This window comes from Lactobacillus sp. ESL0680, assembly GCF_029392855.1.
In the GTDB taxonomy this organism is placed as follows: domain Bacteria; phylum Bacillota; class Bacilli; order Lactobacillales; family Lactobacillaceae; genus Lactobacillus.
The window spans coordinates 947,000-972,745 of the sequence record NZ_CP113945.1 but is presented as its reverse complement, the minus strand read 5'-3'; the positions used below and the strand labels follow the sequence as shown (position 1 = coordinate 972,745).

At 37.3% G+C, this 25,746-nt stretch carries 28 protein-coding genes, 1 tRNA gene, 1 pseudogene and 1 other annotated feature; of the genes and pseudogenes, 21 read left to right on the top strand and 9 right to left on the bottom strand.

Annotation, left to right across the window (positions count from 1 at the left end; translation table 11 throughout):
* The first annotated feature begins 85 nt into the window (after window positions 1-85).
* Window positions 86-604, top strand: coding sequence for a GNAT family N-acetyltransferase (locus tag OZX58_RS04715; RefSeq protein ID WP_277129955.1), 519 nt, complete (start codon window positions 86-88; stop codon window positions 602-604).
* 78 nt (window positions 605-682) lie between these two features.
* On the opposite strand, the gene OZX58_RS04710 is transcribed toward OZX58_RS04715, so the two are convergent.
* Window positions 683-2,956: an HAD-IC family P-type ATPase gene (locus OZX58_RS04710; RefSeq protein WP_277140477.1), complete on the bottom strand. Its 2,274-nt coding sequence runs from the start codon at window positions 2,954-2,956 to the stop codon at window positions 683-685.
* A 195-nt stretch (window positions 2,957-3,151) separates the two neighbouring features.
* Window positions 3,152-4,438 carry a phosphopyruvate hydratase gene (gene eno, locus OZX58_RS04705; protein ID WP_277129537.1) on the bottom strand — a complete coding sequence of 429 codons (1,287 nt, stop codon included), beginning with the start codon at window positions 4,436-4,438 and terminating at the stop codon, window positions 3,152-3,154.
* A gap of 236 nt (window positions 4,439-4,674) precedes the next feature.
* Between eno and OZX58_RS04700 the strand changes: the two genes are divergently transcribed.
* Window positions 4,675-5,505, top strand: a complete 831-nt coding sequence (locus tag OZX58_RS04700) for a DegV family protein (RefSeq protein WP_277140476.1) — start codon at window positions 4,675-4,677, stop codon at window positions 5,503-5,505.
* Between the two features lie 38 nt (window positions 5,506-5,543).
* Here the strand turns inward: OZX58_RS04700 and OZX58_RS04695 are convergent, their stop codons facing one another.
* Window positions 5,544-6,125: a phosphatase PAP2 family protein gene (locus OZX58_RS04695; RefSeq protein ID WP_277140475.1), complete on the bottom strand. Its 582-nt coding sequence runs from the start codon at window positions 6,123-6,125 to the stop codon at window positions 5,544-5,546.
* A 248-nt stretch (window positions 6,126-6,373) separates the two neighbouring features.
* Between OZX58_RS04695 and OZX58_RS04690 the strand changes: the two genes are divergently transcribed.
* Together OZX58_RS04690 and OZX58_RS04685 are read left to right on the top strand one after the other, a co-directional pair.
* The gene (locus tag OZX58_RS04690) at window positions 6,374-6,634 is read left to right on the top strand and encodes an AbrB/MazE/SpoVT family DNA-binding domain-containing protein (protein WP_277129540.1); all 261 of its coding nucleotides are present in this window, start codon (window positions 6,374-6,376) and stop codon (window positions 6,632-6,634) included.
* Window positions 6,634-6,966 (top strand): type II toxin-antitoxin system PemK/MazF family toxin, encoded by a 333-nt coding sequence (locus OZX58_RS04685; RefSeq protein ID WP_277140474.1) that lies wholly within the window; start codon window positions 6,634-6,636, stop codon window positions 6,964-6,966. Before OZX58_RS04690 ends, OZX58_RS04685 begins: the two co-directional genes overlap by 1 nt.
* A gap of 131 nt (window positions 6,967-7,097) precedes the next feature.
* Here OZX58_RS04685 and OZX58_RS04680 read toward each other — a convergent pair whose 3' ends face one another.
* Together OZX58_RS04680 and OZX58_RS04675 are read right to left on the bottom strand one after the other, a co-directional pair.
* Window positions 7,098-7,574 (bottom strand): SHOCT domain-containing protein, encoded by a 477-nt coding sequence (locus OZX58_RS04680; protein WP_277140473.1) that lies wholly within the window; start codon window positions 7,572-7,574, stop codon window positions 7,098-7,100.
* Between the two features lie 611 nt (window positions 7,575-8,185).
* Window positions 8,186-8,274, bottom strand: a tRNA-Ser gene (locus OZX58_RS04675).
* 230 nt (window positions 8,275-8,504) lie between these two features.
* On the opposite strand from OZX58_RS04675, the gene pnuC reads away from it, so the two are divergent.
* The 3 genes from pnuC (at window position 8,505) to OZX58_RS04660 (ending at window position 12,204) form a co-directional block, all read left to right on the top strand.
* On the top strand, window positions 8,505-9,218 hold the full coding sequence (pnuC, locus tag OZX58_RS04670; RefSeq protein WP_277140472.1) for a nicotinamide riboside transporter PnuC: 714 nt from the start codon (window positions 8,505-8,507) through the stop codon (window positions 9,216-9,218).
* A gap of 280 nt (window positions 9,219-9,498) precedes the next feature.
* On the top strand, window positions 9,499-11,265 hold the full coding sequence (locus OZX58_RS04665; RefSeq protein WP_277140471.1) for an oligopeptide ABC transporter substrate-binding protein: 1,767 nt from the start codon (window positions 9,499-9,501) through the stop codon (window positions 11,263-11,265).
* A gap of 24 nt (window positions 11,266-11,289) precedes the next feature.
* Window positions 11,290-12,204 (top strand): proline-specific peptidase family protein, encoded by a 915-nt coding sequence (locus OZX58_RS04660; RefSeq protein ID WP_277140470.1) that lies wholly within the window; start codon window positions 11,290-11,292, stop codon window positions 12,202-12,204.
* Between the two features lie 55 nt (window positions 12,205-12,259).
* Here OZX58_RS04660 and OZX58_RS04655 read toward each other — a convergent pair whose 3' ends face one another.
* Window positions 12,260-12,571 (bottom strand): TipAS antibiotic-recognition domain-containing protein, encoded by a 312-nt coding sequence (locus OZX58_RS04655; RefSeq protein WP_277129546.1) that lies wholly within the window; start codon window positions 12,569-12,571, stop codon window positions 12,260-12,262.
* A gap of 200 nt (window positions 12,572-12,771) precedes the next feature.
* Between OZX58_RS04655 and OZX58_RS04650 the strand changes: the two genes are divergently transcribed.
* From OZX58_RS04650 to OZX58_RS04625, 6 genes and pseudogenes are all read left to right on the top strand, one after another.
* Window positions 12,772-13,287 (top strand): dihydrofolate reductase, encoded by a 516-nt coding sequence (locus OZX58_RS04650; protein ID WP_277140469.1) that lies wholly within the window; start codon window positions 12,772-12,774, stop codon window positions 13,285-13,287.
* Window positions 13,284-13,475, top strand: a complete 192-nt coding sequence (locus OZX58_RS04645) for a hypothetical protein (protein ID WP_277140468.1) — start codon at window positions 13,284-13,286, stop codon at window positions 13,473-13,475. The genes OZX58_RS04650 and OZX58_RS04645 overlap by 4 nt, the downstream gene beginning before the upstream one ends.
* 61 nt (window positions 13,476-13,536) lie before the next feature.
* Window positions 13,537-13,776, top strand: a binding site (T-box leader).
* A 44-nt stretch (window positions 13,777-13,820) separates the two neighbouring features.
* Window positions 13,821-14,674 (top strand): annotated as a pseudogene (locus OZX58_RS04640) (MetQ/NlpA family ABC transporter substrate-binding protein).
* Window positions 14,675-14,689: 15 nt separating this feature from the next.
* Window positions 14,690-15,544, top strand: a complete 855-nt coding sequence (locus OZX58_RS04635; protein ID WP_277140467.1) for a MetQ/NlpA family ABC transporter substrate-binding protein — start codon at window positions 14,690-14,692, stop codon at window positions 15,542-15,544.
* A gap of 16 nt (window positions 15,545-15,560) precedes the next feature.
* Window positions 15,561-16,622 carry a methionine ABC transporter ATP-binding protein gene (locus OZX58_RS04630; protein WP_277140466.1) on the top strand — a complete coding sequence of 354 codons (1,062 nt, stop codon included), beginning with the start codon at window positions 15,561-15,563 and terminating at the stop codon, window positions 16,620-16,622.
* Window positions 16,615-17,316 (top strand): methionine ABC transporter permease, encoded by a 702-nt coding sequence (locus tag OZX58_RS04625; RefSeq protein ID WP_277140465.1) that lies wholly within the window; start codon window positions 16,615-16,617, stop codon window positions 17,314-17,316. The genes OZX58_RS04630 and OZX58_RS04625 overlap by 8 nt, the downstream gene beginning before the upstream one ends.
* Window positions 17,317-17,370: 54 nt before the next feature.
* Here the strand turns inward: OZX58_RS04625 and OZX58_RS04620 are convergent, their stop codons facing one another.
* Window positions 17,371-17,652: an HU family DNA-binding protein gene (locus OZX58_RS04620; protein WP_277129553.1), complete on the bottom strand. Its 282-nt coding sequence runs from the start codon at window positions 17,650-17,652 to the stop codon at window positions 17,371-17,373.
* 168 nt (window positions 17,653-17,820) lie between these two features.
* Window positions 17,821-18,675 (bottom strand): glycosyltransferase family 8 protein, encoded by an 855-nt coding sequence (locus tag OZX58_RS04615; RefSeq protein ID WP_277140464.1) that lies wholly within the window; start codon window positions 18,673-18,675, stop codon window positions 17,821-17,823.
* 200 nt (window positions 18,676-18,875) lie between these two features.
* Between OZX58_RS04615 and OZX58_RS04610 the strand changes: the two genes are divergently transcribed.
* The 8 genes from OZX58_RS04610 (at window position 18,876) to OZX58_RS04575 (ending at window position 24,782) form a co-directional block, all read left to right on the top strand.
* On the top strand, window positions 18,876-19,520 hold the full coding sequence (locus OZX58_RS04610) for an SLAP domain-containing protein (protein ID WP_277140463.1): 645 nt from the start codon (window positions 18,876-18,878) through the stop codon (window positions 19,518-19,520).
* 19 nt (window positions 19,521-19,539) lie between these two features.
* Window positions 19,540-20,022, top strand: a complete 483-nt coding sequence (locus tag OZX58_RS04605; protein ID WP_277140462.1) for a nitroreductase family protein — start codon at window positions 19,540-19,542, stop codon at window positions 20,020-20,022.
* Window positions 20,023-20,143: 121 nt separating this feature from the next.
* Entirely contained in the window at window positions 20,144-21,142 is a 999-nt protein-coding gene (dhaK, locus tag OZX58_RS04600; RefSeq protein ID WP_277140461.1) for a dihydroxyacetone kinase subunit DhaK, read from the top strand.
* A gap of 12 nt (window positions 21,143-21,154) precedes the next feature.
* Window positions 21,155-21,739 carry a dihydroxyacetone kinase subunit DhaL gene (dhaL, locus tag OZX58_RS04595; RefSeq protein ID WP_277140460.1) on the top strand — a complete coding sequence of 195 codons (585 nt, stop codon included), beginning with the start codon at window positions 21,155-21,157 and terminating at the stop codon, window positions 21,737-21,739.
* Complete coding sequence (gene dhaM / locus OZX58_RS04590; RefSeq protein ID WP_277140459.1) at window positions 21,736-22,107, top strand: dihydroxyacetone kinase phosphoryl donor subunit DhaM; 372 nt, start codon at window positions 21,736-21,738, stop codon at window positions 22,105-22,107. The genes dhaL and dhaM overlap by 4 nt, the downstream gene beginning before the upstream one ends.
* A 120-nt stretch (window positions 22,108-22,227) precedes the next feature.
* Window positions 22,228-22,947, top strand: a complete 720-nt coding sequence (locus tag OZX58_RS04585) for an MIP/aquaporin family protein (protein ID WP_277140458.1) — start codon at window positions 22,228-22,230, stop codon at window positions 22,945-22,947.
* Window positions 22,948-23,069: 122 nt separating this feature from the next.
* The gene (lepB, locus tag OZX58_RS04580; protein ID WP_277140457.1) at window positions 23,070-23,630 is read left to right on the top strand and encodes a signal peptidase I; all 561 of its coding nucleotides are present in this window, start codon (window positions 23,070-23,072) and stop codon (window positions 23,628-23,630) included.
* A 429-nt stretch (window positions 23,631-24,059) separates the two neighbouring features.
* Entirely contained in the window at window positions 24,060-24,782 is a 723-nt protein-coding gene (locus OZX58_RS04575) for an MIP/aquaporin family protein (RefSeq protein ID WP_277129563.1), read from the top strand.
* Window positions 24,783-24,815: 33 nt separating this feature from the next.
* On the opposite strand, the gene OZX58_RS04570 is transcribed toward OZX58_RS04575, so the two are convergent.
* Window positions 24,816-25,703 (bottom strand): LysR family transcriptional regulator, encoded by an 888-nt coding sequence (locus tag OZX58_RS04570; protein WP_277140456.1) that lies wholly within the window; start codon window positions 25,701-25,703, stop codon window positions 24,816-24,818.
* Window positions 25,704-25,746 lie beyond the last annotated feature (43 nt).

Here is a 25,746-nt window from a genome sequence, read left to right as displayed (position 1 = left end):
GCGTTATAAAAACAAATTTTTTTACATACTTAAATGGTGTCGGTATAATAGATCGTATGTTTTTTTAAAAGGAGAAGTGAAGAACTTGCAATTAAGAAGAGCAACAATGGCTGATTTTGACCAAATTATGATGATTTTGAAAGATGGTGCTAATCAATTAGCAGAAAGTGGTGTCAATCAGTGGCAGGGTGAATATCCATCACCTGACCAGATTAAGGAAGACATTGAGAATGGTTGGGCATACTTGGCTGTTTCTGATGATGAAGAAACAGTTGGAGCAATTTCGATTGTTACTGGGCCCGATCATGCGTACGACAACTTAAATGGTGAATGGTTAATGCAAACAGATAATTATGTCGTTATTCACCGGGTTGCAATTCGTTCTAAGCATGCTGGCCATGGTTATGCTACCAAACTTCTGCGGGCTGTAATTGAAAATATTAGAGATAGTCATCCTGAAGTTGATTCAATTAGAATTGATACACATGAAGACAATCAAGCAATGCAGCACTTAATTAACAAAATGGGCTTTAAGCAGGTTGGAACTTTGTATGGTGTTTACCGTGCTGATGAGACCTCATACGTTTATGAATTAACGCGTTAAAGACAATACTCCTAGATTTAGGAGTATTTTTTTGCAAAAAAATAGAACTTTCAGTTACAAAAGTTCTATTTAGATTAATTATTTGTTTTTCATAATTGGTTGATAGACTAGGTCAACTACAATAGCTGCTACTAAGGCAATGGCAAATGTAATCAATAAGTTAGTCCAACTAATCTTGGTCATTGCAATTCCAAATAGTGCCAGGATAATTGTTAGAATCACGTCCGCAATTTGGGTTAAGCCAACAGCCTTAGATGGATAGTCTTGCCAGAAGAACCGCTTGGTTCTGGTAATCAGTAAGATAAACATTGCGCTCAGAACTAAGTAAACGTAAACCATGGTTGAAACTATACCATGACTGAAGCCATGGGTATTCAGGTAGCCGACTGCAATAACGCCGATTACTGTCCAGCCAAAGGCGAGTGAGAAGGCAATTTTAGCTAATTTAGCAATATTCCAATTCTCAGGTTTATACGTAATATGTGTCCGGTCGGTCCCAATCATCATTGTTACCATGTTATTCATAATTGTATAAATAACCATGGCATTCAGGGCCATTGGAATGTAGTTGAAGAACAGGTAGCCAAATGTCAGCAGCATTGTTAATTCTGCCGTTCTTGCTAATTTGGTTAATGACCACGTGGTCATTCTTTGGTAAACGCGGTGTCCAGCATCCAAAATTTTGACAATCGAGCTCAAGCCATCGGTCAACAATACCATTTTACCAGAACGCTTAGCGACATCGGCTGCATTAGATACAGCGATACCGACTTCAGCTTGTTTCAGAGCAGGTGAATCATTAACACCATCACCGGTCATACCCACGATGTAACCCTTCTTTTGGAAGAATTTAACCATGCGCAGCTTGTCTTCTGGTAGGACATCCGCAATCCCAGCTAACTGATTAATGTCAGTATTTTCGTCAAAATTATGAATTGAAATCACGTCGCCAGTTAAATCAACTTGCTTAGCAACGGCCAAAGCTGTCTTTTGGTTGTCACCAGTTAACATAATTGGGCGCACGCCACGCTTTTTTAATTCAGCTAAGGCAGCTTTGGAATCTGAACGAACCTTGTCCTGCAGAATGAAGACACCGGCTAATTCATCATTAATTAGTAGGGCACAGGAACGGCCAGCACCAAAATCAATTTCTTTTACTTTGTCATTGGCACTTTTGTCAATTAATGAAAGCTGCTTAAATGAACCTAATTTAACGTTGTAGCCATCAATGTTAGCCATTGAATAACCGGTATCAGAAGTGAAGGGGGTAAAATCATCACTTGCTTTAATTGTTACGCCTTGTTCAACGGCATATTCATCAATCGCGGCATCAATAATTTTTTTATTACGCTGGTCAGTTGCGGCTGTAGCCAATTCAAGTACTAGCTTGTTATCAAGCTCACTGAAATTAGTCCATTGGGCAACCGCCGTCTTATTCTCGGTAATTGTGCCTGTCTTATCTAGTAAAATTAGGTTCAAGTTCGCGGCATCCTGAATACCAGTTAAGTCAGCAGTCAGAACGCCTTCCTTGCTCAATCTAGTTGCTTCGAATGAATTAGATAGGGCAAAGGTTGATGGCATGGCCACTGGAATTGAAGCAATGAACATCATTGCTAAGAATGGCAGCATGTTAACCAGATTGTTAAGATCGCCGCCCTTGAAGAAGGAAGCGATAATAATAATTAGCGTTAGGAGACCATCGAGTAAGCAAAGATAATAAATAATTTTGGTTAATAGTTGTTGCAAGTGTCCAGGAGCTGCAGAATTATTAATTAAATTAATAGTTTTGCCTGAACGAGAGTTTGAACCAGTTGCGGTTACAACTGCTAATCCAGATCCTTCGACAACGGTAGTCCCAGCAAAGGCAGTGTCATCAATATTTTTATGAACGGTCTTTGCTTCACCGGTGATTGAACTTTCATCGGTTGCAAGTTGGCCATCAACTAATTTGACGTCGGCTGCTAACACATCACCTGGCTGCAAATTAATCAGGTCGCCAGGGACAAGATATTTGGAATCAATATTTTGCCATTGGTTATCGCGCTGAACGGAAACAGTGGGTGTTAACTTGTGGGAAATATTGTTTAACACGCGGCGTGAACGCTTCTTTTGCGTAGCACCGTTCCATGCTGCAAATAGTAACATTAGCAGTACAAATAATGATTGGATCCATTTACCTAGAATGCATTCTAAGAGCAGGGCTGCTTCCAGAATCCAAGCAGACAGATTCCATAATTTAGATAAAAATTCTTTGAAAAAGTTGAATTTTGGTTCAGGTACTTCATTTAGACCTTTTTCTTTAAGAAGTTTATCTGCTTCGGCTTGACTTAAGCCGGTAATTTTTTCAGACATAATTTGCCTTCCTTTGATTAATTTATACCTTATCTAAAGTAGCACAGTTGAGCCTTTTTTACTAGTTTGCTAGGAAATAAAAGCATACTTACTTGATATATGAATAATTATTTAGCAAAAAAAGTCGTTTTAAAATAAAAATAAAACCCCGAATTATAGCAATTTCGGGGTTTTATTTTTATTTATTAATTTTAATTAGTCTTCGTCGACATTGTCTGGGAAGAAAGCAAGACGTTCGCCGTCACCGAGTTCTTCTTCGATTTCAAGCAAACGGTTGTACTTTTCAACACGTTCTGAACGAGCTGGAGCACCAGTCTTCAATTGACCACCGTTAACAGCAACGGCAAAGTCAGCGATGAAGGTGTCACCAGTTTCACCTGAACGGTGAGAAATCATGGTGTTGTAGCCATTCTTACGTGAAAGACGAATAGTTTCCAAAGTTTCAGTTACAGTACCGATTTGGTTCAACTTAATTAATGAAGCATTACCAGCACCTTCCTTGATAGCCTTAGTTAAAAGCTTAGGATTAGTACAAATAAAGTCATCCAAAACGATTTGAATTCTGTCCTTGTGAGTTTCAGTAAACTTAATCATACCGTCAACGTCGTTTTCGTCGTATGGGTCTTCGATTGAGATTAATTCTGGGAATTCACCAAGCAACTTGTCGTAGTAATCTGACAATTCTTGGTCGTCAAGAACTTTACCTTCAAAGTGGTACTTGTTATCTTCTTTGTTGTAGAAGTATGAAGCAGCACAGTCACAAGCAATGGCAATATCTTCGCCTGGTTTGTAGCCAGCCTTAATGATTGCTTCGTGTAAAGCCTTCAAAGCTTCTTCTGAACTCTTCATGTTAGGAGCAAAACCACCTTCGTCGCCAAGGCCGGTTTCGTAACCCATATCTTCAAGAACTTTCTTCAAAGTGTGGTAAGTGTTAACAATCTTTTCAAAACCATCACGGAATGAAGTCTTCTTAACTGGGGTAATCATGAATTCTTGAACATCGATACCGTTATCAGCGTGTTCACCACCGTTAATAACGTTATGGAAAGTTTGTGGCATTTCAAGATCAGTTCCACCAAGGTATCTGTAAAGTGGTTGGTGACTATCTTTGGCAGCAGCAGCGGCAGTAGCCATTGAGACACCTAAGATAGCATTAGCACCAAGCTTAGCCTTGTTTGGAGTACCGTCTAATTCGATCATAACGCGATCAATGTTTGCTTGGTCGTGAGGATCTAAGCCCTTTAAGGCTTTAGCAATTTTAGTGTTAACATTGTTGACAGCCTTAGAAACACCTTTACCGCCAACACGCTTACCACCGTCACGCAATTCAACGGCTTCGTTTTCACCAGTTGAAGCACCTGATGGAACTTCAGCCTTTCCTACGATACCGTTTGAAAGGGTAACAAAAGCCTCAACAGTTGGGTTACCACGTGAATCATAGATTTCCAGTGCATGAACATTTTCAATGACTGATTTTAACATCTAAAAACCTCCTAAATAATAAATGTTGTACAACTTTTCTGTACATACATTAACTGGAGCAAGGGCTCCATATCTACATGACAAATTTTAGCCTAAGTTTGTGATTCTGTAAACATTTGAAAGCGATTTCTAAGATTAAAAATTTTTAATCGCTTTTTTGACAGTTTTGCTTTATTATTTAGCTATACAATTTAATTCATAAATGATTTTGTATTTAATTAAGGATGTATCAATAAATGGAAGAAGTAAAATTAATAATCGATTCTAGCGCTAACGAAAATGCCGATCAAACGCTTCGGGTGGTGCCGTTAACGATGACAATTGCTGGTCAAGATTTTGTTGACAACGAGCAGCTTGATGTCGACCAGCTAATTACTGAGATGGCAAAGAACACAGAGGCAGGTAAGACATCTTGTCCAAGCATTAATGAGTGGCTTGAAGCATTAGAGGGCAGCAAGCGCGCAATTTTAATGACAATTACTAGCGGTCTTAGTGGTAGTTATTCTTCGGCATTTCAGGCAAAAGAAATGTATGAAAAGAAACATCCTGACAGTCATGTAATTGTTATCGATTCGCGTTCTGCTGGTCCAGAAATGTCGGTTATTTTAAATGAAATTAAGAAAATGGTTAAGGGTAAATCACGGTTTGTTGATTTAGAACAAAAAATCCACGATTATAAAACGCATACCCACTTGTTATTCATTTTGCAATCATTGCATAACTTATCTCTTAATGGTCGGGTTAGTCCTGCTGTTGCCAAAGTGGCACATATGTTAAAGATTGACCTCGTTGGTACTGCCAGTGATGAGGGTAAATTAGAGCCGCTGGCAAAGGTTCGGGGAATGAAGCGGGCCCTGAAAGAAGTTATTAAGCGGATGACTGATATGAAATATCAGGGTGGGCAAGTTATTATTGACCACTGCAAGAATGAAAAGGATGCTAAAACACTCAAAGAAAAAATTATTGAGCTGTACCCACAGGCTCAAGTAATTATTCGCTCAATGAAGGGTTTATGTACCTTTTACGCCGAAGAGGGCGGATTAATGATTGGTTTTGAAGATTTATAAAGCAAAAAAAGACAAGTTTCAATTTGAAACTTGTCTTTTTAAATGATAGCAAATAATATTTGCTGAGAAATTGTAAAACAAAATATCGCTAGACTAGTTGCACCAATGACATCAGAGGGATAATGTGCCCTAAGACTTAAGCGTGAGATAACAACCATTAACCAGATTGCGCCCAGAGCAATTACCAGCCAGTTAGTGAGTTCATTGCCAAAAACCTGCAAGATAATTAGTACCATACAGGTTGCTCCCAAAACATGACCGCTGGGAAAGCTGTAGCCGTCTTCTAGATCAGAATGCTCAATTGGTCGTTTGCGGTGCACCCACCGCTTTAATAAGATGCCAGCAATATCGGTAAAGCCCAATGTAGCAATTACCCAGAGAGCAGTGATGTTTCTTTCTTCATTAATGAGGAAACTGGCAAGTAGAATATCCCAGACAACCATTAACTTGGGGTCATTGATAAAAGCAATTATTTGCCAGCTGAAGCCATCATGATTTCTGACTAACTTATGGTGCAGCCAATGGTCAAAGAGATTAAAGCGACGTGAATTGCGGATATTAACAATGAGAATTAGCAGAATAAAAGCGGACAACGCCGCCAGCCAAATACTTGTTTGCATATATAAAATCACTACCTAGAAATACTTACTTAAAGTTATTTTAACAGTATTTTTAGACCGGTATGTACCGTTTAAAACTGGTCTTGAGCAAAACTTAAGAAATCAAGGCTTCTTGTAACTATTTTGTAATAATGGGAGAAAATATTTTAGCGGTAAAAACTAATTTTGTAATATTCGAGTAAATTGCATTTTGTATAATAATTAAGTAAAATGTAAGACGTAAGATATAAGAGCGGAGTAAAATTATTATGGAACAAACTTCTAAATTATCGAGTAAAGGACAAATAGTTATTCCAGTTGCAATAAGGCGTAAACTGGGTTTACAAGATGGCGATGAATTGTCAATTAGTGTTAATAATGATGAATTGATTATTAAAAAAATGCCAACAGCATTAGAGTGGGCTGATTTAATTAAAGACATTCCTACCGAAAAAGTTGATATAGATAAAAATGGACACTACGATGCGAAAAAATCACCTGATTTTCATGATTGGATGGTTAATGGCTAATGCAGCCAATGGAGTTATACATTGCTAATGTGCCTTTTGATGAGCATATTGGCAGTAAAGTGCGCCCAGCGTTGGTATTAGTTGTTAAGCAAAAATATGTAATAGTGTTTAAAATTACTAGCCAGTACAAAAACAAGTCAAATAAAATTAAAAAATTATATTATCCTATTAAGTTGTGGCGAGAAGCAGGACTTAAAAAGCAATCTTATGTCGATATTCATAAGAATTACGAAATTACTAGAGAAGCAGTCTTTAGCCGACGCCCAATTGGTAAACTAAGCTCAATTGATATTATTGGATTGAGCAAATTTATTAAAGAACAAGCAATTTAGCAAAAAAGATCACCTGTAGAGTTTGATACTCTTATAGGTGATCTTTTAAGTCTAATGTAAATTATCTTAAATAAGTGTTAAATAATTTTTCACTGTTAGCATTGTCAATATATATTATTGTGCGATATGCATTATAAACCTAGTAATTGCTTCTTTTTTGCATCAAATTCTTCTTGAGTAATAGTACCGTCATCAAATAATTTTTTGAATTTTGCAAGTTCATCAGCATCGCTTGTTTGCTGAACTACTGTTGAAGAATGTTGTGCTTCGTGGGCTTCTTTCATTTTCTTTTCTACAAAATCTTTAAGAGCAGCCATTTCTTCGTTTTTGCCATTTCTGAATACAATGGCAGTGTTATTACCGTAAGCTGAAAATCCCATACCTAGGCCACCATTTTTTTGTGGACCACTTATCGTATTAAGCTCAAATTTACCACCAAAAACAGTGGATTTACGATAGTTAACCGATGCAATAGCCCAATATGGAATTTTAGTTTCACCAAGGTTGCCTCTGTTGGCCATATTTCTTAATCCTTTGCGATTTATGGTTACACCTTCATCATCCGCTGTTACAATTACGTGTTCAGGTATTTTAATATCAACTTCCATTTTTTCTCCTCTAAAATATAATATGCGTTATTTTACTTTAGCTCTATAGTATGCTTTTGATGCTGCTTCTATTACCGCTGTTATCTTTTTTACCCATGTTTTAAACCTCCTAAAAGTATGATAGAATTGTATATGGTAATCGCTATCATATTAAGCGTATTGTTACATTAGCTTTCAAGATTCATCTTTCACACCGAGTCTTGAAAGTTTTTTTATTTTACTTAAATTTTGGAGTTTTGTTTAATGAGAAGCTAGAAGTAGCCAATTAGATAGTTGGGAATTTTCTTCGTAAAAAGGATTCACAAATAATGTCAGACCCGATGTACAGAAAAAGTTACAAGCCTAGAATTTTACCTCAAAATAAAATTAGGTATAGTAGCTTTTGAAATTACTATTAAAAGTATTCAAGAATAATTATAGTTAGTGATAGAAAATAAAGCAATGAAAATTCGGGAATACTATGAACAGTTAATATTAATTAAAATATCTATAGTTTTGATGGTAGGAGTAATAAATGAAATTGAATAAAAAAAAGCAGTCTTATAAAAAGAAACTGTCTTTTTTATAGTTTAGCGTGCACTGTTATATCAGTATTTGTCGGCTCATATTTAAGGAGAGTACAGGATTTGAACCTGCGCGCCAAGGAAAACTTGGTTCGCCGGATTTCGAGTCCGGTGCATTACCACTCTGCCAACTCTCCGCAACAAAGGATATTATACCTTATTAGTCGTATTTTTCCAAATTAATTTTGCAATTTTTTGTTTTTGGGGGGCTAAATCCTGTACTCTCCTTGTAGCATTCTTGAAAATCTACCGTATCATTTTGCAAGTGTTTTTATCATTTGAAAAATTTTATTTTACTGAAAACACATGTTATGATAGATAACATGTGTTTTTAATAAATATCGTATTTATGTGAGGAGTAGAAGTAATGAAAATACAGCCAAATACTGATGTCTTCAGACCAAAATGGTATGTCGAGCAAATGCGTGGTTGGAGCTTTAAAACGTATATGCTATTAATGCTGGGAATTGGTGTGATTATTGGTACGACAGTTAGTTCGCCGATAAATACCATTTCACTGGTCACAATGGTTGCGGCAATCATGGGTTTTACCTGTACATTGGCAATTACCAATGCCAAACCGTTAAATGGTATCTTAGGACTGTTATCAGCGTTAATCTACATTGTTGTAGCAATTAACGCCCGCAATTATGCCGATGTTGTCCTGCAGGCTTCATATATTGTCCTGCTGGATTTGCCGGTTTTGCTATTGCCTGCATGGGCCAAAGACGCTGAAAAGCATATTCACGGATTAAACGCATCTAAATGGCTGTTAACACTGATTTTCTTTGCCGTTGTTACTGCTGCCTTATATTTTATGGATACGAAAATTTTCATCAGTCCACGACCATGGATTGATGCTTTTGCCGGCTCAATTGGAGTAACAGGATCATTATTGTGTACCTTGCGTTTTCGTGAGCAGTACTACTTTTGGACGGTTCAAGGAATTATGTCAATTATTTTGTGGGGTGTAACTGCCTTTCAAGGTGATGCCAATCTGACGCTATTTATTACGTATATTTTATACATGAGTAACGACTTACTTGCGTTTACTGATAGAAATACGCACTGGTTCCATTAATCATAATATTTATATCTTTATACACGACTTCAACATTTTGTTTGGGGTCGTGTATTTTTTTGTCTAATTCGGCTAAAATCTTCATCTCAATGCCACATACTTGATAAATAAAAATATTTAATCATTTTATCATTATTTATCTCTCAATTATTCTGAAATATCAGGGTATATTAGTCGATAAATTAAGTATTCCTTCTAAAAAATATGATGTTTTTATTAAAATATTGTGATATATTATTTAAATATAAAAATTAAATGTAGAAATGAGGGATATATCACAATGAACAAACCAAATTTATTTAAATCTTTGGGAATTATCAGTCTTTCTGGTCTTGTCTTAGCTGGATGTGGTAAGAACAATACCGCCAAGGATGAAACTAAGACGGCATCTAATTTTCCTATGTCAACTCCGCAAAAAGCCAGCAAACAGGGCGGCACTGTGAAGATTGGCCTTGAAACAGACACTCCTTTTTCTGGAATATTTTCACAAGAATTGTCTTCTGATGACATTGACTCTCAAGTTGCGGCTCCAGGTCTGGAAACATTGTTTGATAGCGACGACCATTATAAAGTTACTGACAAGGGACCGGCTACTCTTAAGCTAAATGTAAAAAAGAAAACAGCTACGATAACGATTAAAAAGGGTGTCAAATGGTCTGATGGTAAGCAAGTTGTTGCCAAAGACTATGAATATGCTTATGAAATTTTAGCTAATAAGGATACCAATTGCCCAAGATACAGCAGTCAATTTGAAATTCTTAATGGGCTAAAAGCCTATCATGATGGGAAGGCTAAGACTATTTCGGGAATTGAAATGCCTGATGGTGATAATGGTAGAACTATTATTATGCACTTCAAAGAGGTCAATCCTAGTATGTTCAATACAGGAAATCGCTATTTGTGGGATGCGGTAGAACCATATCACTATTTAAAGGATGTACCTTTTTCTAAGTTAAAATCTTCAGATAAAATCAGACAGAACCCACTATTTTTTGGTGCCTTTAAAATTGATAAGATTGTCCGTGGTCAATCTGTTACTTGGACGCCTAATAAGTATTACTGGCGTGGCACACCAAAATTAAATAAAATTGTTATCTCAGTGGTTTCACCTAATTCCGCTTCACAAGCAATTAAAAGTCACAAGTTTGACGTAATGCAGGTTATTAACACTCAATGGAACCAAGTTAAAGATACTAAAAAAGTCAATTTCGTTGCCCAAATTCCTTTGAGTTATCACTATTTAGCCTTTAAAGTAGGGAAATGGGACAATAAGACAAGTAAGAACATTGAAAATCCTAAGGCAAAAATGAATAACAAGTCATTGCGTCAAGCGATTGGTTATGCAATGAACGTTGATGCAGTTGATAAACGTTATAGTTATGGCTTAACTTTTAGAGTTCCTACCTTAATCCCAGCACAATTCGGCGATTATTTCGATAAAAATGCTAAGAGCTATTCCTACAATCTAAAAAAGGCCAATAGTATTTTAGATAAAGCTGGCTATAAAAAGAAGGGAAAGTGGCGTATTCAGCCTAATGGTAAGCCATTAACGATTAATATTGCTGCAATGAGTGGTGACTCAACTCAAGAACCTATTATTCGAAATTATATTCAGCAATGGCATAAAATCGGACTAAATGTTCAACTAGCATCAGGACGCTTAATTGAGCACAACTCGTTTTATGATAAGCTAGAACACGATGATCCGGGAATTGATATGTTTATTGGTGGCTGGTCGATGCCATCAGAACCATCGCCGCAAACTTATTACAGTGAAACCGCACCGTTTAATATGTCTCGATTTGTGACAGCTAAAAATAATCAATTGATGGCAGAACTCAATTCTTCAAAGGCATTTAACCATAAATATCGGGTACAAAAATTCCATGAGTGGCAAGAATACATGAATGATGAAGCTTACGTTATCCCAATCGATAATTCTTATCAAATTACTGCCGTTAATGATGCATTAACTGGCTATTCACTCAAACCGTCACACACAAATAACTCCCAACCTTTATGGTACAAGGTAGGATATAGCAAATAACTATTAAATATATGAGGAAAAAGCATGAAAACTGGATCAAAAATTATTACATTGGATAATGGCTATCATTTATGGACTAGTACGCAAGGAGAGGGCGATATTCATTTACTTGCGTTACATGGCGGACCTGGTGGTAATCATGAATATTGGGAGGATGCTGCCGATCAACTAGCAAAGCAAGGTCTGCATGTTCAAGTAACGATGTACGACCAATTAGGGTCGCTTTATTCAGATCAGCCAGATTATTCTGACCCCAAAATTGCTGAAAAGTATCTAACTTATGAGTATTTCCTTGATGAGGTTGATGAGGTTCGAGATAAACTGGGATTAGACAATTTTTATCTAATTGGTCAAAGCTGGGGAGGACTGCTTGCACAGGAATATTCTGTAAAATATGGTTCTCACCTTAAGGGGACGATTATTTCTTCAATGGTAGATGAAATTGATGATTACATTGAATCAATTAATCGCCGTAGACAAGAAATTTTTCCGCAAACAGAAATTGACTTTATGCGTGAATGTGAGGATAACCATAATTTTGCTAATCCACGCTATCGTGAAGATATCCAAATCTTAAATATTAACTTTCTTGATCGGCGGCAGCCTTGCAAGTTGTATCATATTAAAAGAATTGGCGGGTTACCTGTCTATCATGCTTTTCAAGGTGATAATGAATTTGTGGTTACTGGTAAGTTAAAGGATTGGCATTTTAGAAAATATCTAAAACAGATAACGATGCCAACCTTGCTGACTTTTGGTGAAGAAGATACGATGCCACTAGAAACAGCCAAAATTATGCAAAAAGAAATCCCGAATTCTCGTTTAGTAACAACACCGGATGCTGGCCATCACCAAATGGTAGATAATCCTGATGTTTACTATAAGCACGTTGCCGACTTTATTAAGCAAGTTGAGGCGGGCACATTTAAAGGTGAGTAACTTTTTGAAATACTAAAAAAGGTGAAATTCTTCAATAATTGAAGAACTTCACCTTTTATTTTGCTAAATGCTCTTTAACAACTTTGACTAAAATTGCAGTCGCACCTTTGCCAGCCTTATCATCGTAGTATGACTTGTAACGACTTTCTTTTTCGTAGTTGTCAACTAATGCTAAGTGCATTTCAGGCGAATAATTAGGCATAATTATTTGCAGCCATGACTTGTGATTAGCAAAAATGTCATCGCTTAATTCTGCTTCTTTAGCAGGATCTTTAACGACAGCTTGTAAATCACGCACAAGGTTAGCTTCAGTTACTTTCATTTTGTTAAAATTTTCAACCGTTTTTTGATCGTCTTTTTTGGTCATTACTGATACTCCTCAATCTAATTTTATCTTATTAACTATAGCATATTGCATGTTAGAATGGTCGAATTAATTTTCAACTTCTAATTTAGGCTGCTTAATTGCCCAGGATGAAGTTTAAACAATTATAAAATTGGTCAAGTTAAGGCATTACGGAACAATTAAAGCTAATGGAGCCGTATAATAAAGTTAGAGGTGAATTGATGATTACTTTTGTATGGGCAGAAGATCAAAAGGGTCAAATTGGTCTAAACGGACATTTGCCATGGCAGCTGCCTGGTGACATGAAACATTTTAAGGAACTAACCATTGGCCATCCAATAGTTATGGGGCGCAATACTTTTACGAGTTTACCAAGGTTATTGCCGCAGCGATTGCACGTTGTTTTGACTAAAGATGAACAATTAATTGCCAAATATGCTGAAAATAAGCAAGTTGTGATGTTAGACTCACTTACTGCATTAAATAATTGGCTGACTGCTCACCAGCAGGAGCAAATCAGTGTAATTGGTGGCAACTCGGTTTTTTCGGCATTGAAAGATCGCGTTGACTGTCTTGAAAGAACCGTGATTGATGCCACTTTTGCTGGTGATACGGTAATGACACCCCTTGATTATCAGCAATTCAATTTAGTTAAGAAAGTAAGTCATGCACCTAATTACCAAGATAAATATCCTTATGCTTTTTTAACTTATTTGCGAAAGGAAGTTCAAAAATGAAACAAATTATCTGGTCCGGCGTAATTCTTCTAATTTGTGTGGTTATTCTAGTGGGCAGTATTGTTCAAGCAGAAGCAACAAATCATAACTTTTGGTGGCAGGTTATCGGGATGGCAATTGTGACTTACGGCGTTGGTCGCTACCACATGACCCAAATTAAAGCTTTCAAAAAAACTAACAATAAATAAATTTTATTCTAGGGTTGACAGCACTCAGCTTGAATGATAAATTAATAAACAATTAAATAATTAATACATCTTGAAAAGCAGAGTAACTATTTTCTTAACAATAAAGAGAGTTGGCAGTGTGGTGAGAGCCAGCAGTTAAGTAGTAGCGAACATGGGCTTGAAATGATGACTGTTAGTGATATTTAGCTAATGGCGGAGTTGCATCCGTTATCTTTGCAAGCTATTGTTTGATAGCTAGTGAGATTTATTACGTGAGTAATAGATAAATTTAAAGGTGGTAACACGAGCACTCGTCCTTGATTGTGATGAGTGCTTTTTTTATTGCAATTTTGGAGGTAAGGATTAATGAGTAAGAAAAAACAGCGCAAGCTAATTATTGGCATATTGATTGTTGTCATTGTGCTGATTGCTGCGTGGTTTGGCTTTGGTTCAGGTTTGAATCATGGTTCAAAATCACATACGGTTACTGTTGGGGTAGTTGGTGAAAGCAAGCCAGAACAGGATATTTGGCAGCACGTTAAACAAACTGCCAAGAAAAAATACGGCATTACCGTGCAAATCAAAAATTTCACTGATTATAATCAACCGAACAAAGCCTTGAAAAATGGTGATATTGATTTGAATGCCTTTCAACATTATTCATTCTTGGCAAGTTGGAACAAGGCCAATCATGGCGGTGTCGTACCAATTGGTAAAACTTACATTGCTCCAATTAGGTTGTACTCAAAGAAGTACCACAAGCTTAGTCAATTACCTAACGGCGCAACGATTGCAGTACCCAACGACCCAACTAATGAATCTAGAGCATTATTCGTCTTGAAAAATGCTGGCTTAATCGGTTTACGCAAAGACAAAAGCTTAGTTACGGTTTCTGATATTATTCAAAACCACCGTAACTTAAAAATAAAAGAAATCAGTGCTGAACAATGTGGCCGCGTGATTAATTCAGTAGATGCCGCAGTCGTCAACAATGACTTTTCTGGACCAGCAGGTTTAGGCAAGAAGCAGACAATCTTTGTTGAACCGGTTAATAAGGATTCACAGCAATGGATTGACATTATTTGTGCTAAAAAGGTCAGACTAACAACAAGGATTATCAAGATGTTGTGAAGGCTTACCAAACGCAAGAAACTAAGAATTTATATAAAAAGTATTATGGCGATATGGAAATTGCTGCTTGGGATATTACTTTAAAATAGAAAGGAACATTTATCATGAGTCATAAAAAACGCAAGAATATTATTATTTGGTTAATTATTGCCGTAGTTATCATTATTGCTGCTTGGTTTGGTTTTGGACCTGGTCTAAACAAGCCCAAATCGCAAAATCACGTTGTAACTGTCGGGGTCGTAAGTATTAACAAATCCGATCAGGACATTTGGAATCATACGGCTGCCTTAGCTAAAAAGAAGTATGGCGTTTCGATTAAGCTTAAGAACTTTACCGATTATAATCAACCTAATAAGGCACTAAAAAACGGCGATATTGATCTTAACTCCTTCCAACACTATGCTTTCTTAAAGGAATGGAATAAGGCAAATCATGGTGATATTGTTGCTATTGGCCGGACACAAATTTCGCCAATCAGAATTTACTCTAAAAAGTATCATAAGCTGAGTCAATTGCCAGATGGTGCGACGATTGCGGTACCAAATGATGCCACAAATGAATCACGTTCATTAATCGTCCTCAAAAATGCGGGTCTAATTAAATTACGTAAAAATAAGGCGTTACTAACAGTTGCAGATATTGTCAAGAACCCGCATAATTTAAAAATCAAGGAAGCTAGTGATGACCAATGTGGTCGGGTAGTTAATAGTGTTGATGCCGCAATTGTTAATAATACTTTTGCGATACCAGCAGGTCTTGGTGAGAAGCAAACAATCTTTGTTGAGCCGCTTAACAAAGATTCACTAAAATGGGTAAATATCATTTGTGCTCGAAAAGATCAAAAAGATAATCAAGATTATCAAGCTGTTGTGAAGGCATATCAAACGGTTGAAACCAAAAAATTATTTAAGAAGTATTTTGGTAAAATGGAACTACCAGCTTGGGATATCAAGTTTTAGTAAAGGGTGATTGTTAATGAGTATTATCGATTTAAAGCACGTTAATGTGGATTTTCCAGATAAAAAAGGTAAAGTCGTTCATGCAGTGCAAGATGTCAATTTAGAAGTTGAAAAAGGGGACATTTATGGCGTTGTCGGTTTCTCTGGTGCCGGCAAGTCTACCTTGGTTAGAACAATTAACTTGCTGCAAAAGCCAACTGCTGGTGACATTCAAGTCAACGGTATCGACTTTATTAAGGATGGCAAGCAAGTCATTTCCAATAAGCAGCTGCAACTAGCACGTAGAAATATCGGCATGATTTTTCAGAGTTTCAACCTATTAAATGAAGTAACCGTTCTTGAGAATGTCTCCTTTGCCTTGAAGCATTCTGGTTTAAAAGACAAAGAAATTGAAGAAAAATCATTGCACCTATTAGACTTGGTTGATCTAAAAGATAAGGCTAACTTTTATCCGGTTCAATTATCTGGGGGACAGCAGCAGCGAGTAGCAATTGCTCGCGCCCTTGCCAACGAACCAGATATTCTGATTTCGGACGAAGCAACTAGTGCTTTAGACCCACAGAATACGCAACAAATTCTGGCTTTATTGAAAAAATTGAAGGCAGAATTGAATTTGACAATTGTTTTAATCACGCACGAAATGGATGCAGTTAAAAAAATCTGTGACAAAGTGGCCGTGATGGAACAAGGCAAGATTGTTGAAAAGGGCAATTTGCGTGATGTTGTCTTAAATCCGCAAAATTCTTTGACTAAGAGCTTTGTTGGTGGCTCACTTGAAGTCATTAATACTCTAGATACGCTGAATTTAGACCATTTGAATGAAGATGAAGCTATTTATCAACTAGTGTACAGTGTAGCCAATGTGACCAAGTCGATTGTCATTGACCTGTATCGTGAACTTGACGTTGAGGTCAGCATGCTGTATGGCAATGTGGAACTGCTTGATGATGAGCCAATTGGGACCTTGTTGGTCTTGGTCAAGGGCGACAGTGAAAAACAAAAAGAAACGGTTGCCTTTTTGCAAAAGCAACAAGTGTCATTAACTAGATTTGATGAAAAGGGGAATTTGTATGAGTAGTTGGTTTAGTAGTGTATTTCCAAATGTGGTTCAACTTGGCTGGAGTGGGGATGCCGGCTGGGGTACCAGTATCGTGCAAACGCTCTTTATGACCTTTTGGTCAGCAATCTTTGGTGGAATTTTAGGAATTATTTTTGGTGTGATTCTTGTTTTGACCAAGGATGGTGGCATTCGCCCGAACAAATTCTGGTTTAATATTTGTGATAAAGTAGTCTCAATTTTCCGGGCAATTCCCTTCATCATTTTGCTTGCCTTTATTGCACCAGTTACGCAAAAGATTGTAGGTACTCAAATCGGAATGAAGGCTGCCTTAGTACCGCTAACCCTGGGTGTCTTTCCATTTTATGCTCGGCAAGTACAGGTTGCCTTAGAGAGTGTGGCACAGGGTAAGATTGAAGCCGCACAGAGCCTAGGAGCAACTATCTGGGACATTATTTTTAGTGTTTACTTAAATGAAGCTCGTTCTGAATTAGTTCGCGTGTCCACTGTGACAATTATTAGTTTGATTGGCTTAACTGCAATGGCTGGGGCCATTGGTGCCGGTGGACTAGGGAATACAGCTATCTCATATGGCTATAACAGGTTTGATAATGATGTAACCCTGGTCGCAACAGTTCTTGTAATTATTTTGATTTTTATTGTCCAAATTGTCGGTGATTTCTTTGCGAAGAAATTAAATCACCAAAGTCGTTAAAAAAAGACCAGCAAGCAGATTGCTTGCTGGTCTTTTATGTTTTAAGTTAAAAGATTATTTAACTGCATCCTTTAATGCCTTACCAGGCTTGAATGCAGGTACTTGAGTAGCAGGAATAGTTAAGGTCTTACCAGTTTGTGGGTTTCTACCTTTTCTTTCTGCACGTTGACGAACTTCAAATGAACCGAAGCCAATGATTTGAACCTTTTCACCCTTAGTCAAGTTGTCCTTGATTGAGCCGATGAAAGCGTCAATAACTTCTTCAGCTTCCTTTTGCTTAAGGCCAGTCTTTGCTGCAACTTCTTTAGTAAGTTCAGATTTGTTAATTGAAGCCATAATGTATCTTCTCTTTTCTATAAAAATTATAAAATAGACAACACAAAATCGATTGTAAACAATCGGCACGTAATTCACGTAATGCGTTGTGTCGCTTGATATCCAGCAACTTTAATTATTTTAGCACAGTTAAGCAGACCTTCAATAGAAAAATTGCGATTGTGCAAATTATTTTTTTGCTTTTGTTAAATTGTTAGTCATTTGCTGATAATTTAAGTAGAGTGCTTTGAAGCGAGAATGGTTTTCTTTTTGCCATGGTTTTGGCTTACCGCAGAAATGCAGAATTGAGGTATTTTGCATTACCCATTCAAGGTTATATTCGCCCGCACTTCGGGTTAGATAGACAGAGTATGCACGAGCGTCATAATTCCATTGTGTTTCCGGAATTTGAAGAATATCTTCACCATATAAGTAATTTAGAATATCTTGATCGGGCAAAATTAAAGTATCATGGTGCTCATTAATGGCATCAGTAAGATCATCAAGCTTAACTTTTTGCCGCATTTGGTCCAAGTCCATTAGCATAATACCGGAATTAAAATAGGCGGTCGTGGTTCCTAAGCGAATGTTGTTAATCGAGCTCATGATATCAGTTAGCCCCTCATGGACGGCTGCGGCGAACATTTTACCCTGTAAATCTAAGTCCCATAGTGGCCTAATTGAATTGATTACTAGAATATCAGGATCAAGATAAATAATACGGTGCAATTTAGACGGTAGGATTTTGCCGGATAATAACCGAAAATACATTTCCTGTGGGTAGTCATGCAGGTTAAGCAAAGATTCAGGGAAGGTAAAGTCCGCATTCATTGCCAAAGCTTCAACTTGGATACCAATTTTTTGCCCGAAGTTTTGCAAGGCAGTTAAGGCAGAGGTACTAATGTTATCGTAGATGATCCAAATGCGCATCTGTTGCTCAAGATTATTAAGTTTGAGTGAATATATCATGACTTCAAGCGGTTTGATGTAGTTTTGGTCGATAGTAACTAAGATTTCTATTGGCTGATCGTTTATATTTTCCATATTCATCTTTCTAAAAATAGCGGTTATGATTTACATTATATTTATTATAAGTTATTTTGATTTTAAAGCTAAACTTTCTTATTTAGCAGCTGAAAAAGAAATTACAAAGTATTACATTTACTTTTATAAGGAGTAATTACAAAGTTAATGTAGTAAAATAAATCATAAGAAATAAAATGATTACATTATGAGGTGTAAATATGAAGAAAAATTTATTATTAGGCCTAATTGGTACTGCTTCTTTGTCACTCGGATTAACGATCGCAGCACCAGTAAATGCGGCAACTGAAGAAACGCCGGCTACTAGTCAACCTGCTAATACTAATCAGCAACAAAATACGACAGGAACAACGACTGCTGATAATCAACCAGCAAAGGACCAACCGGCATCTAGTAATTCAACTAGTAATACAGCTGCCTTAGGTTACATTAATAAGTATGTTAAGCTGAAGAAAAATTCGACTATTTATGATGCTAAGGGCAACAAAGTTAAAAAAGGTAAAACCAAGCTAAAGAAGAATATGTTTATTTACGTTACAGGTTTTATCTCAACTAAAGGCAAGAGCTTATTGCAATTTGATAATAAGAAGCAATACATTGATGCCAAGAATGTAAAAACTTCACCAGCTGCATCTTATAAATTAAAGCGTAAAGCTTATGCCTATAACAGTAAGGGCAAGAACTTGGGTGGAACAATTGCCAAAGGCAAAGTTGTGTTAGTTGTTAAAACCAAGAAAATTCATAAGACCAAGTTTGTTGGCATTACATTTGTAGAAAGCTTAAAGACTTACTACATTAAGTGGTCAGACTTGAATCATAAGAGTGGTCAAGCCGTGAATCAATAGTTGAGAAAGAAGTCCCAAAATGTCAGATCCAATTTTAAAGCGCGTTGCTGTTCGCAAATACACCGATGAAAAAGTGTCGCAAACAGCGATTGAGCAACTAATTAAGGCGTTCCAAGCAGCACCGTGTGGAATGCATGAAACAGCAGTTATGCAAATGACGGTAGTAGAAGATGAGGATTTACTGAAAAAGATTGAACAGATAACTGATAATGCCTGCTATGGTGCGCCATTGTTATTTGTAATTAATGTTCAAAAAGATAGTCGTTACGGTGAACGGGATGCTTCAGCTGCTGCTGAAAACATCATGGTCGAGGCTACCAATCTTAATTTAGGTTCCGTTTACTTAATGATGGCTGCCGGCAAGCTAAATACTGCACCAGATTTGCAAGCAGAATTAGGCATAACTCCTGAATATGTGACTTCAGTAATTGTTGCTGTCGGTCATGCTTCAGAAGCGCCACATGAAGATCGGTCAAACCGCTATCAGGTAATTCGAAAATAGTTTTAAAAGCGAAGAGTAATCTTCGCTTTTTTTGTTAATAATATATTAGCTTATGGAAGCGCTTGCTGATATAATCAGATTGTAATAAGATTTTAGATTGCAAACCGAAAGAAGATCCAAAATGAAAAAAATTATCAATGATCCTGCTAATGTAGTACCAGAAATGGTTGCCGGTATGGTCCGGTCTTATCCCCAATTTATTGAACAAGTTCCTGATGCTGAAGCTGTTATGCGCTCAGACAAGGAATCAATGAAGGGCAAAGTCGGGCTTGTTTCCGGTGGTGGTTCTGGACATGAGCCAACTCATGCTGGCTTTGTCGGTAAAGGGATGTTGAGTGCATCTGTATGCGGACAGGTCTTTACTTCACCGACACCAGATCAAATTTATGCGGCTATTAAGGCCGTCGATCAAGGGCAAGGAGTTTTCTTAATAATTAAAAATTATTCGGGTGACATCATGAACTTTGATATGGCGAAAGATTTGGCAGAAATGGATGATATTAAGGTTAAGTCAATCGTTGTTGATGATGATATCGCTGTAGAAAATAGCACTTTTACACAAGGTCGGCGTGGAGTAGCTGGGACATTGTTTATGCATAAGGTACTTGGAGCAGCTGCACAAAATGGTGCCAGTCTTGATGAGATTGCCGAATTAGCCAAGCAGGTTCTGCCAAATATTAAAACAATTGCCGTTGCCCTGTCCGCAGCTACTAATCCAGAAACTGGCAAGCCTGGCTTTGTCCTTAAAGATGACGAGATTGAGTTTGGCGTTGGTGTCCACTCAGAGCCCGGTTATCGTCGTGAAAAGATTAAGCCTGCCAAGGATTTGGTTGAAGAATTAGTTAATAAGCTTGATAGCGAGATGCATCTTGATGGTAGTAAAAAATATGCTGTACTTGTTAATGGGATGGGAGCAACGCCGCTGATGGAACAGTATATTTTTAGTAATGATTTATTAAATAAACTTGAGCAATTTAAGATTAAGCCGGCATTTATCAAAATCGGCAATTACATGACATCACTTGACATGGCGGGAATATCACTTACCATGTTTGAATTACAGGATGACAAGTGGCTTGATGCATTAAAGATGCCAGTTGCAACAATTGCTTGGAAATAGAAAGGGTTAAACATGACATTAACAGTTGATACTTTAACAGAATGGATGAATAATTTTGCGGCTAAAATTGCCGTAAATCAGCAACTTTTAAGTGATTTGGACACGCCGATCGGCGATGGCGACCACGGCTTTAATATGAATCGGGGGATGACAGCGGTCAGTCAAAAGTTGACTGAAAAGCCGGCTAATGTGACTGCAGCCTTTAAAACAATTGCAATGACGCTGATTTCAACTGTTGGCGGTGCTTCAGGGCCGCTTTATGGTACTGCCTTTTTGGAAATGGCTAAGAAAAGTAATACCACAATGGACTTGGGTGAATTACTAGATGCAGCTCTTGCTGGAATTGAAAAGCGTGGCGGCGCAAAGCCAGGTGATAAAACCATGGTTGATGTTTGGCAGGCATTAATTCCCGATGTCAAGGCCGGTAATTTGACGCAAGATAAGATAGCGGCAGCTGTTGAGGCTACTAAAGAGATGGTTGCTAAAAGAGGTCGGGCTTCATATTTAGGCGAACGTTCAAAAGGACACGTTGATCCCGGCTCCCAATCCAGCGGCTACTTGTTTGAAGCAATGCTAGAAACAAAGGGGTTATTATGAGTTTAGGAATTACTTTAGTGTCGCATGTCCCAGAAATTGCAAGCGGCTTAAAAAAATTATTGGACCAAGTGGCAGCTGATGTCTCAATTACTGTCGCTGCCGGCACCAATGATGGCGATATTGGTACCAGTATGGATAAGATTATGCAAGCCTTTGCGGATAATTCAGCTGACGAAATTTTGGCGTTTTATGACCTTGGCAGTGCCAAGATGAATTTGGAAATGGCGCTTGAAATGACCGATAAGCCAGTTCATTTATACAATACTGCCTTCATTGAGGGAGCATACACTGCTGCATCACTTGTCCAGGCTGGTGTCACACGCACAGAAGTTGAAGCTCAACTTAAACCACTGGTTGTAAAAGACTAGGGAATTTAATTTCTAATTACCTGATTTTAAGCAAAAAAGTTTTTCATCTTCACAAGTTAAGTTATCATTGATTAAGGTAAAATTAATGTATTGATGCTTTTTAAGTGAGGGAGAAAAAGAATGCATGATAGTTTAACAATGCAAATGCTTGGCGAGTTCTTAGGAACCGCTATCCTTGTTTTGTTTGGTGATGGCATCTGTGCCGTTGTTAATTTGAAAAAGTCAAAAGGTAGTGGTGCCGGCTGGCTGGCAATTACTCTTGGCTGGGGCTTTGCCTTAGCTTTTGGGATTTACTGTGTAAGCTGGCTTAGTCCGGGACATTTGAATCCTGCTGTTACCTTGGGAATGGCAATTGTTGGTAACTTACCTTGGAGTTCTGTTTTGCCATACTTTGTTGCTCAAGTTGCCGGAGGCTTTGTTGGTGGTATTCTTGTTTGGTTGACATACTACCCTCATTTTGCGGCAACTGAAGACCAAGATGTTATTTTGGGCACTTTTGCAACTGAACCAGCCATTAGAAAGTATCTCTGGAATTTCTTTGCGGAAATGATTGGCACATTTATGCTTGTCTTTGGCTTATTAGCCTTCAGTAAGAGCCAATTTGCTCCAGGTCTAAATCCACTAGTTGCCGGCTTATTATTAGGCGCTATTGGCCTTTCATTAGGTGGTTCAACTGGTGCCGCTCTTAATCCAGCTCGTGATTTGGGACCAAGATTGGTTCACCAATTGTTCCCAATTGCTAATAAGGGCAAGTCTGACTGGGCATATGCTTGGGTTCCAGTTGTTGCACCATTTGTTGGTGGTATCTTGGCCGCATTATTATTTTTAGTAATTAAATAATTAATACTTGTTAACTAACCACAAGTACTGATACTTTTAAAAATCCTTTAGGCAAAATTGTCTAAAGGATTTTTTGCTTACAATTTTTGGTATATAATAACAAAATATAAGGAGAGATTTTAATGAAAAAAGAAAATAATGATGAAGGTTGGGGCAGTTTCTTTCGTGAACTGATTGTCATGATGGTAGTTGTCCTAGGAATATGTTATCTGCTGCTGACTTTTGTAATTTCGAATGATCGGGTATCTGGAGCATCAATGCAACCCAACTTTGAAAATAATGAGCGGTTGATTTCATCACGTCATAGCTCTTTTAAGCGAAACGATATAGTTGTTCTGTATGCGCCTAAAGCTGCACAGGACACCCCAGGTTCAGTTTATGTTAAGCGGGTAATCGGTATGCCGGGTGATAAAATCGTGTCTGAAAATGACAAATTGTACGTCAACGGCAAATTATTGCCAGAACCCTATCTAGAAAATGACTATAAAAAAGCTGATAATGCAATTGGCCAAACATATACAACGAATTTTACGTATCAGGTTCCTAAAGGTCATTATTGGGTAATGGGTGACCACCGTGATATTTCGAAAGATTCGCGCTTTTTTGGTCCGATAACAAGAAAAGCAATAATTGGTAAGGTAGTCTTACGTTATTGGCCGCTTAATAAAATCCAAACATTTTAAAAGTAAATAATTTAATAATTCCCCAATATTTGGTTATTGGGGAATTTTTTTGTTAAAGCAAAAAAATCACATATTTAAGCAAATATGTATCTTTCAAAATAATTTTTCACTTATAAAGTTAGTCATTAAAACCTTAATAAGCCCGATAATTATGTCATTATGCTGGTCAATAAATTAACGATACTTACATATTTTATTGTCTGCTGATTAATAAAACAATTTTCACAAACTATTTCACAAAGTCAAAAAATAAAAATCATAATTTTGTTGTGATAACAACATTTTTGCTCACAAAAATATTTGTTAAAAACCTATTTACAATTGTGAAAAAATATTATATATTTTACTCAAGCGCTTCCACAATGTTCAATATTTATAAATATGAGGTTAATAATTCAATTACTAATTTTAGAAAGATTGGGAGTTAAGATGTTACATAATAGTTTGGGTATGCAATTGCTTGGCGAGTTTGTTGGAACGGCAATGATGATTTTATTAGGAGACGGTGTCTGTGCTGATATGGGACTGTCGAAGTCAAAGGCTAAGGGTGCTAATTGGGTTGGTATCGCCTTTGGTTGGGGAATGGCAATTACCTTCTCCGTATATTTTGTCAAATGGCTAACTCCCGGCTACTTCAATCCAGCAGTCGCAGTTGCTATGGCAGTTTCGGGTAGTTTCTCGTGGTCATATGTTTTGCCATATATACTTGCAGAAGTTGCCGGTGCGTTTGTTGGTGCCATTTTGGTTTGGCTAATGTTTTATCCACATTGGAAGGAAACTACAGATCAAGAAGCTATTTTAACTAGTTTTGCTACAGCACCTGCCATTAGAAATTACTTTTGGAACTTTTTTGCTGAAATGCTAGCAACATTTGTTTTAGTATATGGCCTGCTCGCATTTAGCAAGAGCGGCGTGAATCCAGCACTTAATCCTGTTCTTGCAGGTACTCTAATTACCGCAATTGCCTTTTCACTTGGTGGTCCTACAGGAATCGCACTTAATCCGGCTCGTGATTTTGGCCCGCGGCTTGCTCACCAAGTACTGCCAATTGCCAATAAAGGTAAGTCAGATTGGGCATACAGCTGGGTTCCAATTGTTGGACCATTTGTTGGTGGAATTTTAGCTGCCTTATTATTCGTTGGTCTTAGATAAAATAAAAAAATAAGCTATTCAAATCTGAATAGCTTATTTTTCTGGTTTAAAATGTCGCAAAATCTCAATTCCTTCACGTTGATACTTGTTTGGAACAAAACTTTTGCGCATTGCAATCTGCATATAGGCCCATAATTTTTGTCCCGGCTGCAGGCGAACAATATGGATTCCAGGAACATCTTTAATGCTGCTTTCCATTGCCAAGGCAATCCCAACATTACGTTTGACAAGGTCAATCATTAACTTCATCGTTGTTGCTGTATAAATTATATTAGGCGTGAAATTTCCCAATTTTGCTTCCTGTTCAAGACATTCTCTGGTTAAGAAACCACGTTCACGGGCAATGAAACGCTTATTACGTAATTGTGCGGCACTGATCTCATGAACGTCTTTTAAAGAATCATCTAAGCTGGTAATGATTACTAATTCTGTTTTGTGTAAATTATGAATAAAGTAATCTGGATCGTTGATTTTAACCATCCATGAATAAATCGCAACATCTACTTTGCCATTGGTCAGATCGGAAAAAGCATCGGCTGATCGTTCAATATGGGTATCAAGTAGGTGGGTAAGTCCAGCCTGAAAAAACTTTTGAATAACATCGGGGATATAAGAACTTCCGGCTTCACCAGAAAAGGCAAGCCGGATTTTTTTGTCGCTTGCGTGTTTAACATCGTAATCAATACTTGCAATATCTTGGATAAGAATTTTGGCTTTTTGATAAAGTAATTCGCCAGCATTAGTTAAAAGCAACTTGCTTTTACGATTTTTTTGAATAATTAGTGGGTCGTCGAACTTTTTGGCAAGCCTTTTAATGGCCATTGAGATTGTTGGCTGTGTAACTTCAAAATAAGCTGCAGTAGTAGTGTAATTACCGATTTCGACTAATTTGCAAAAATAAACCAAATCTTTTTCATTCATTTGTATTCCTTTTGAAAATTAATAAATATTATTTATAAGTGAA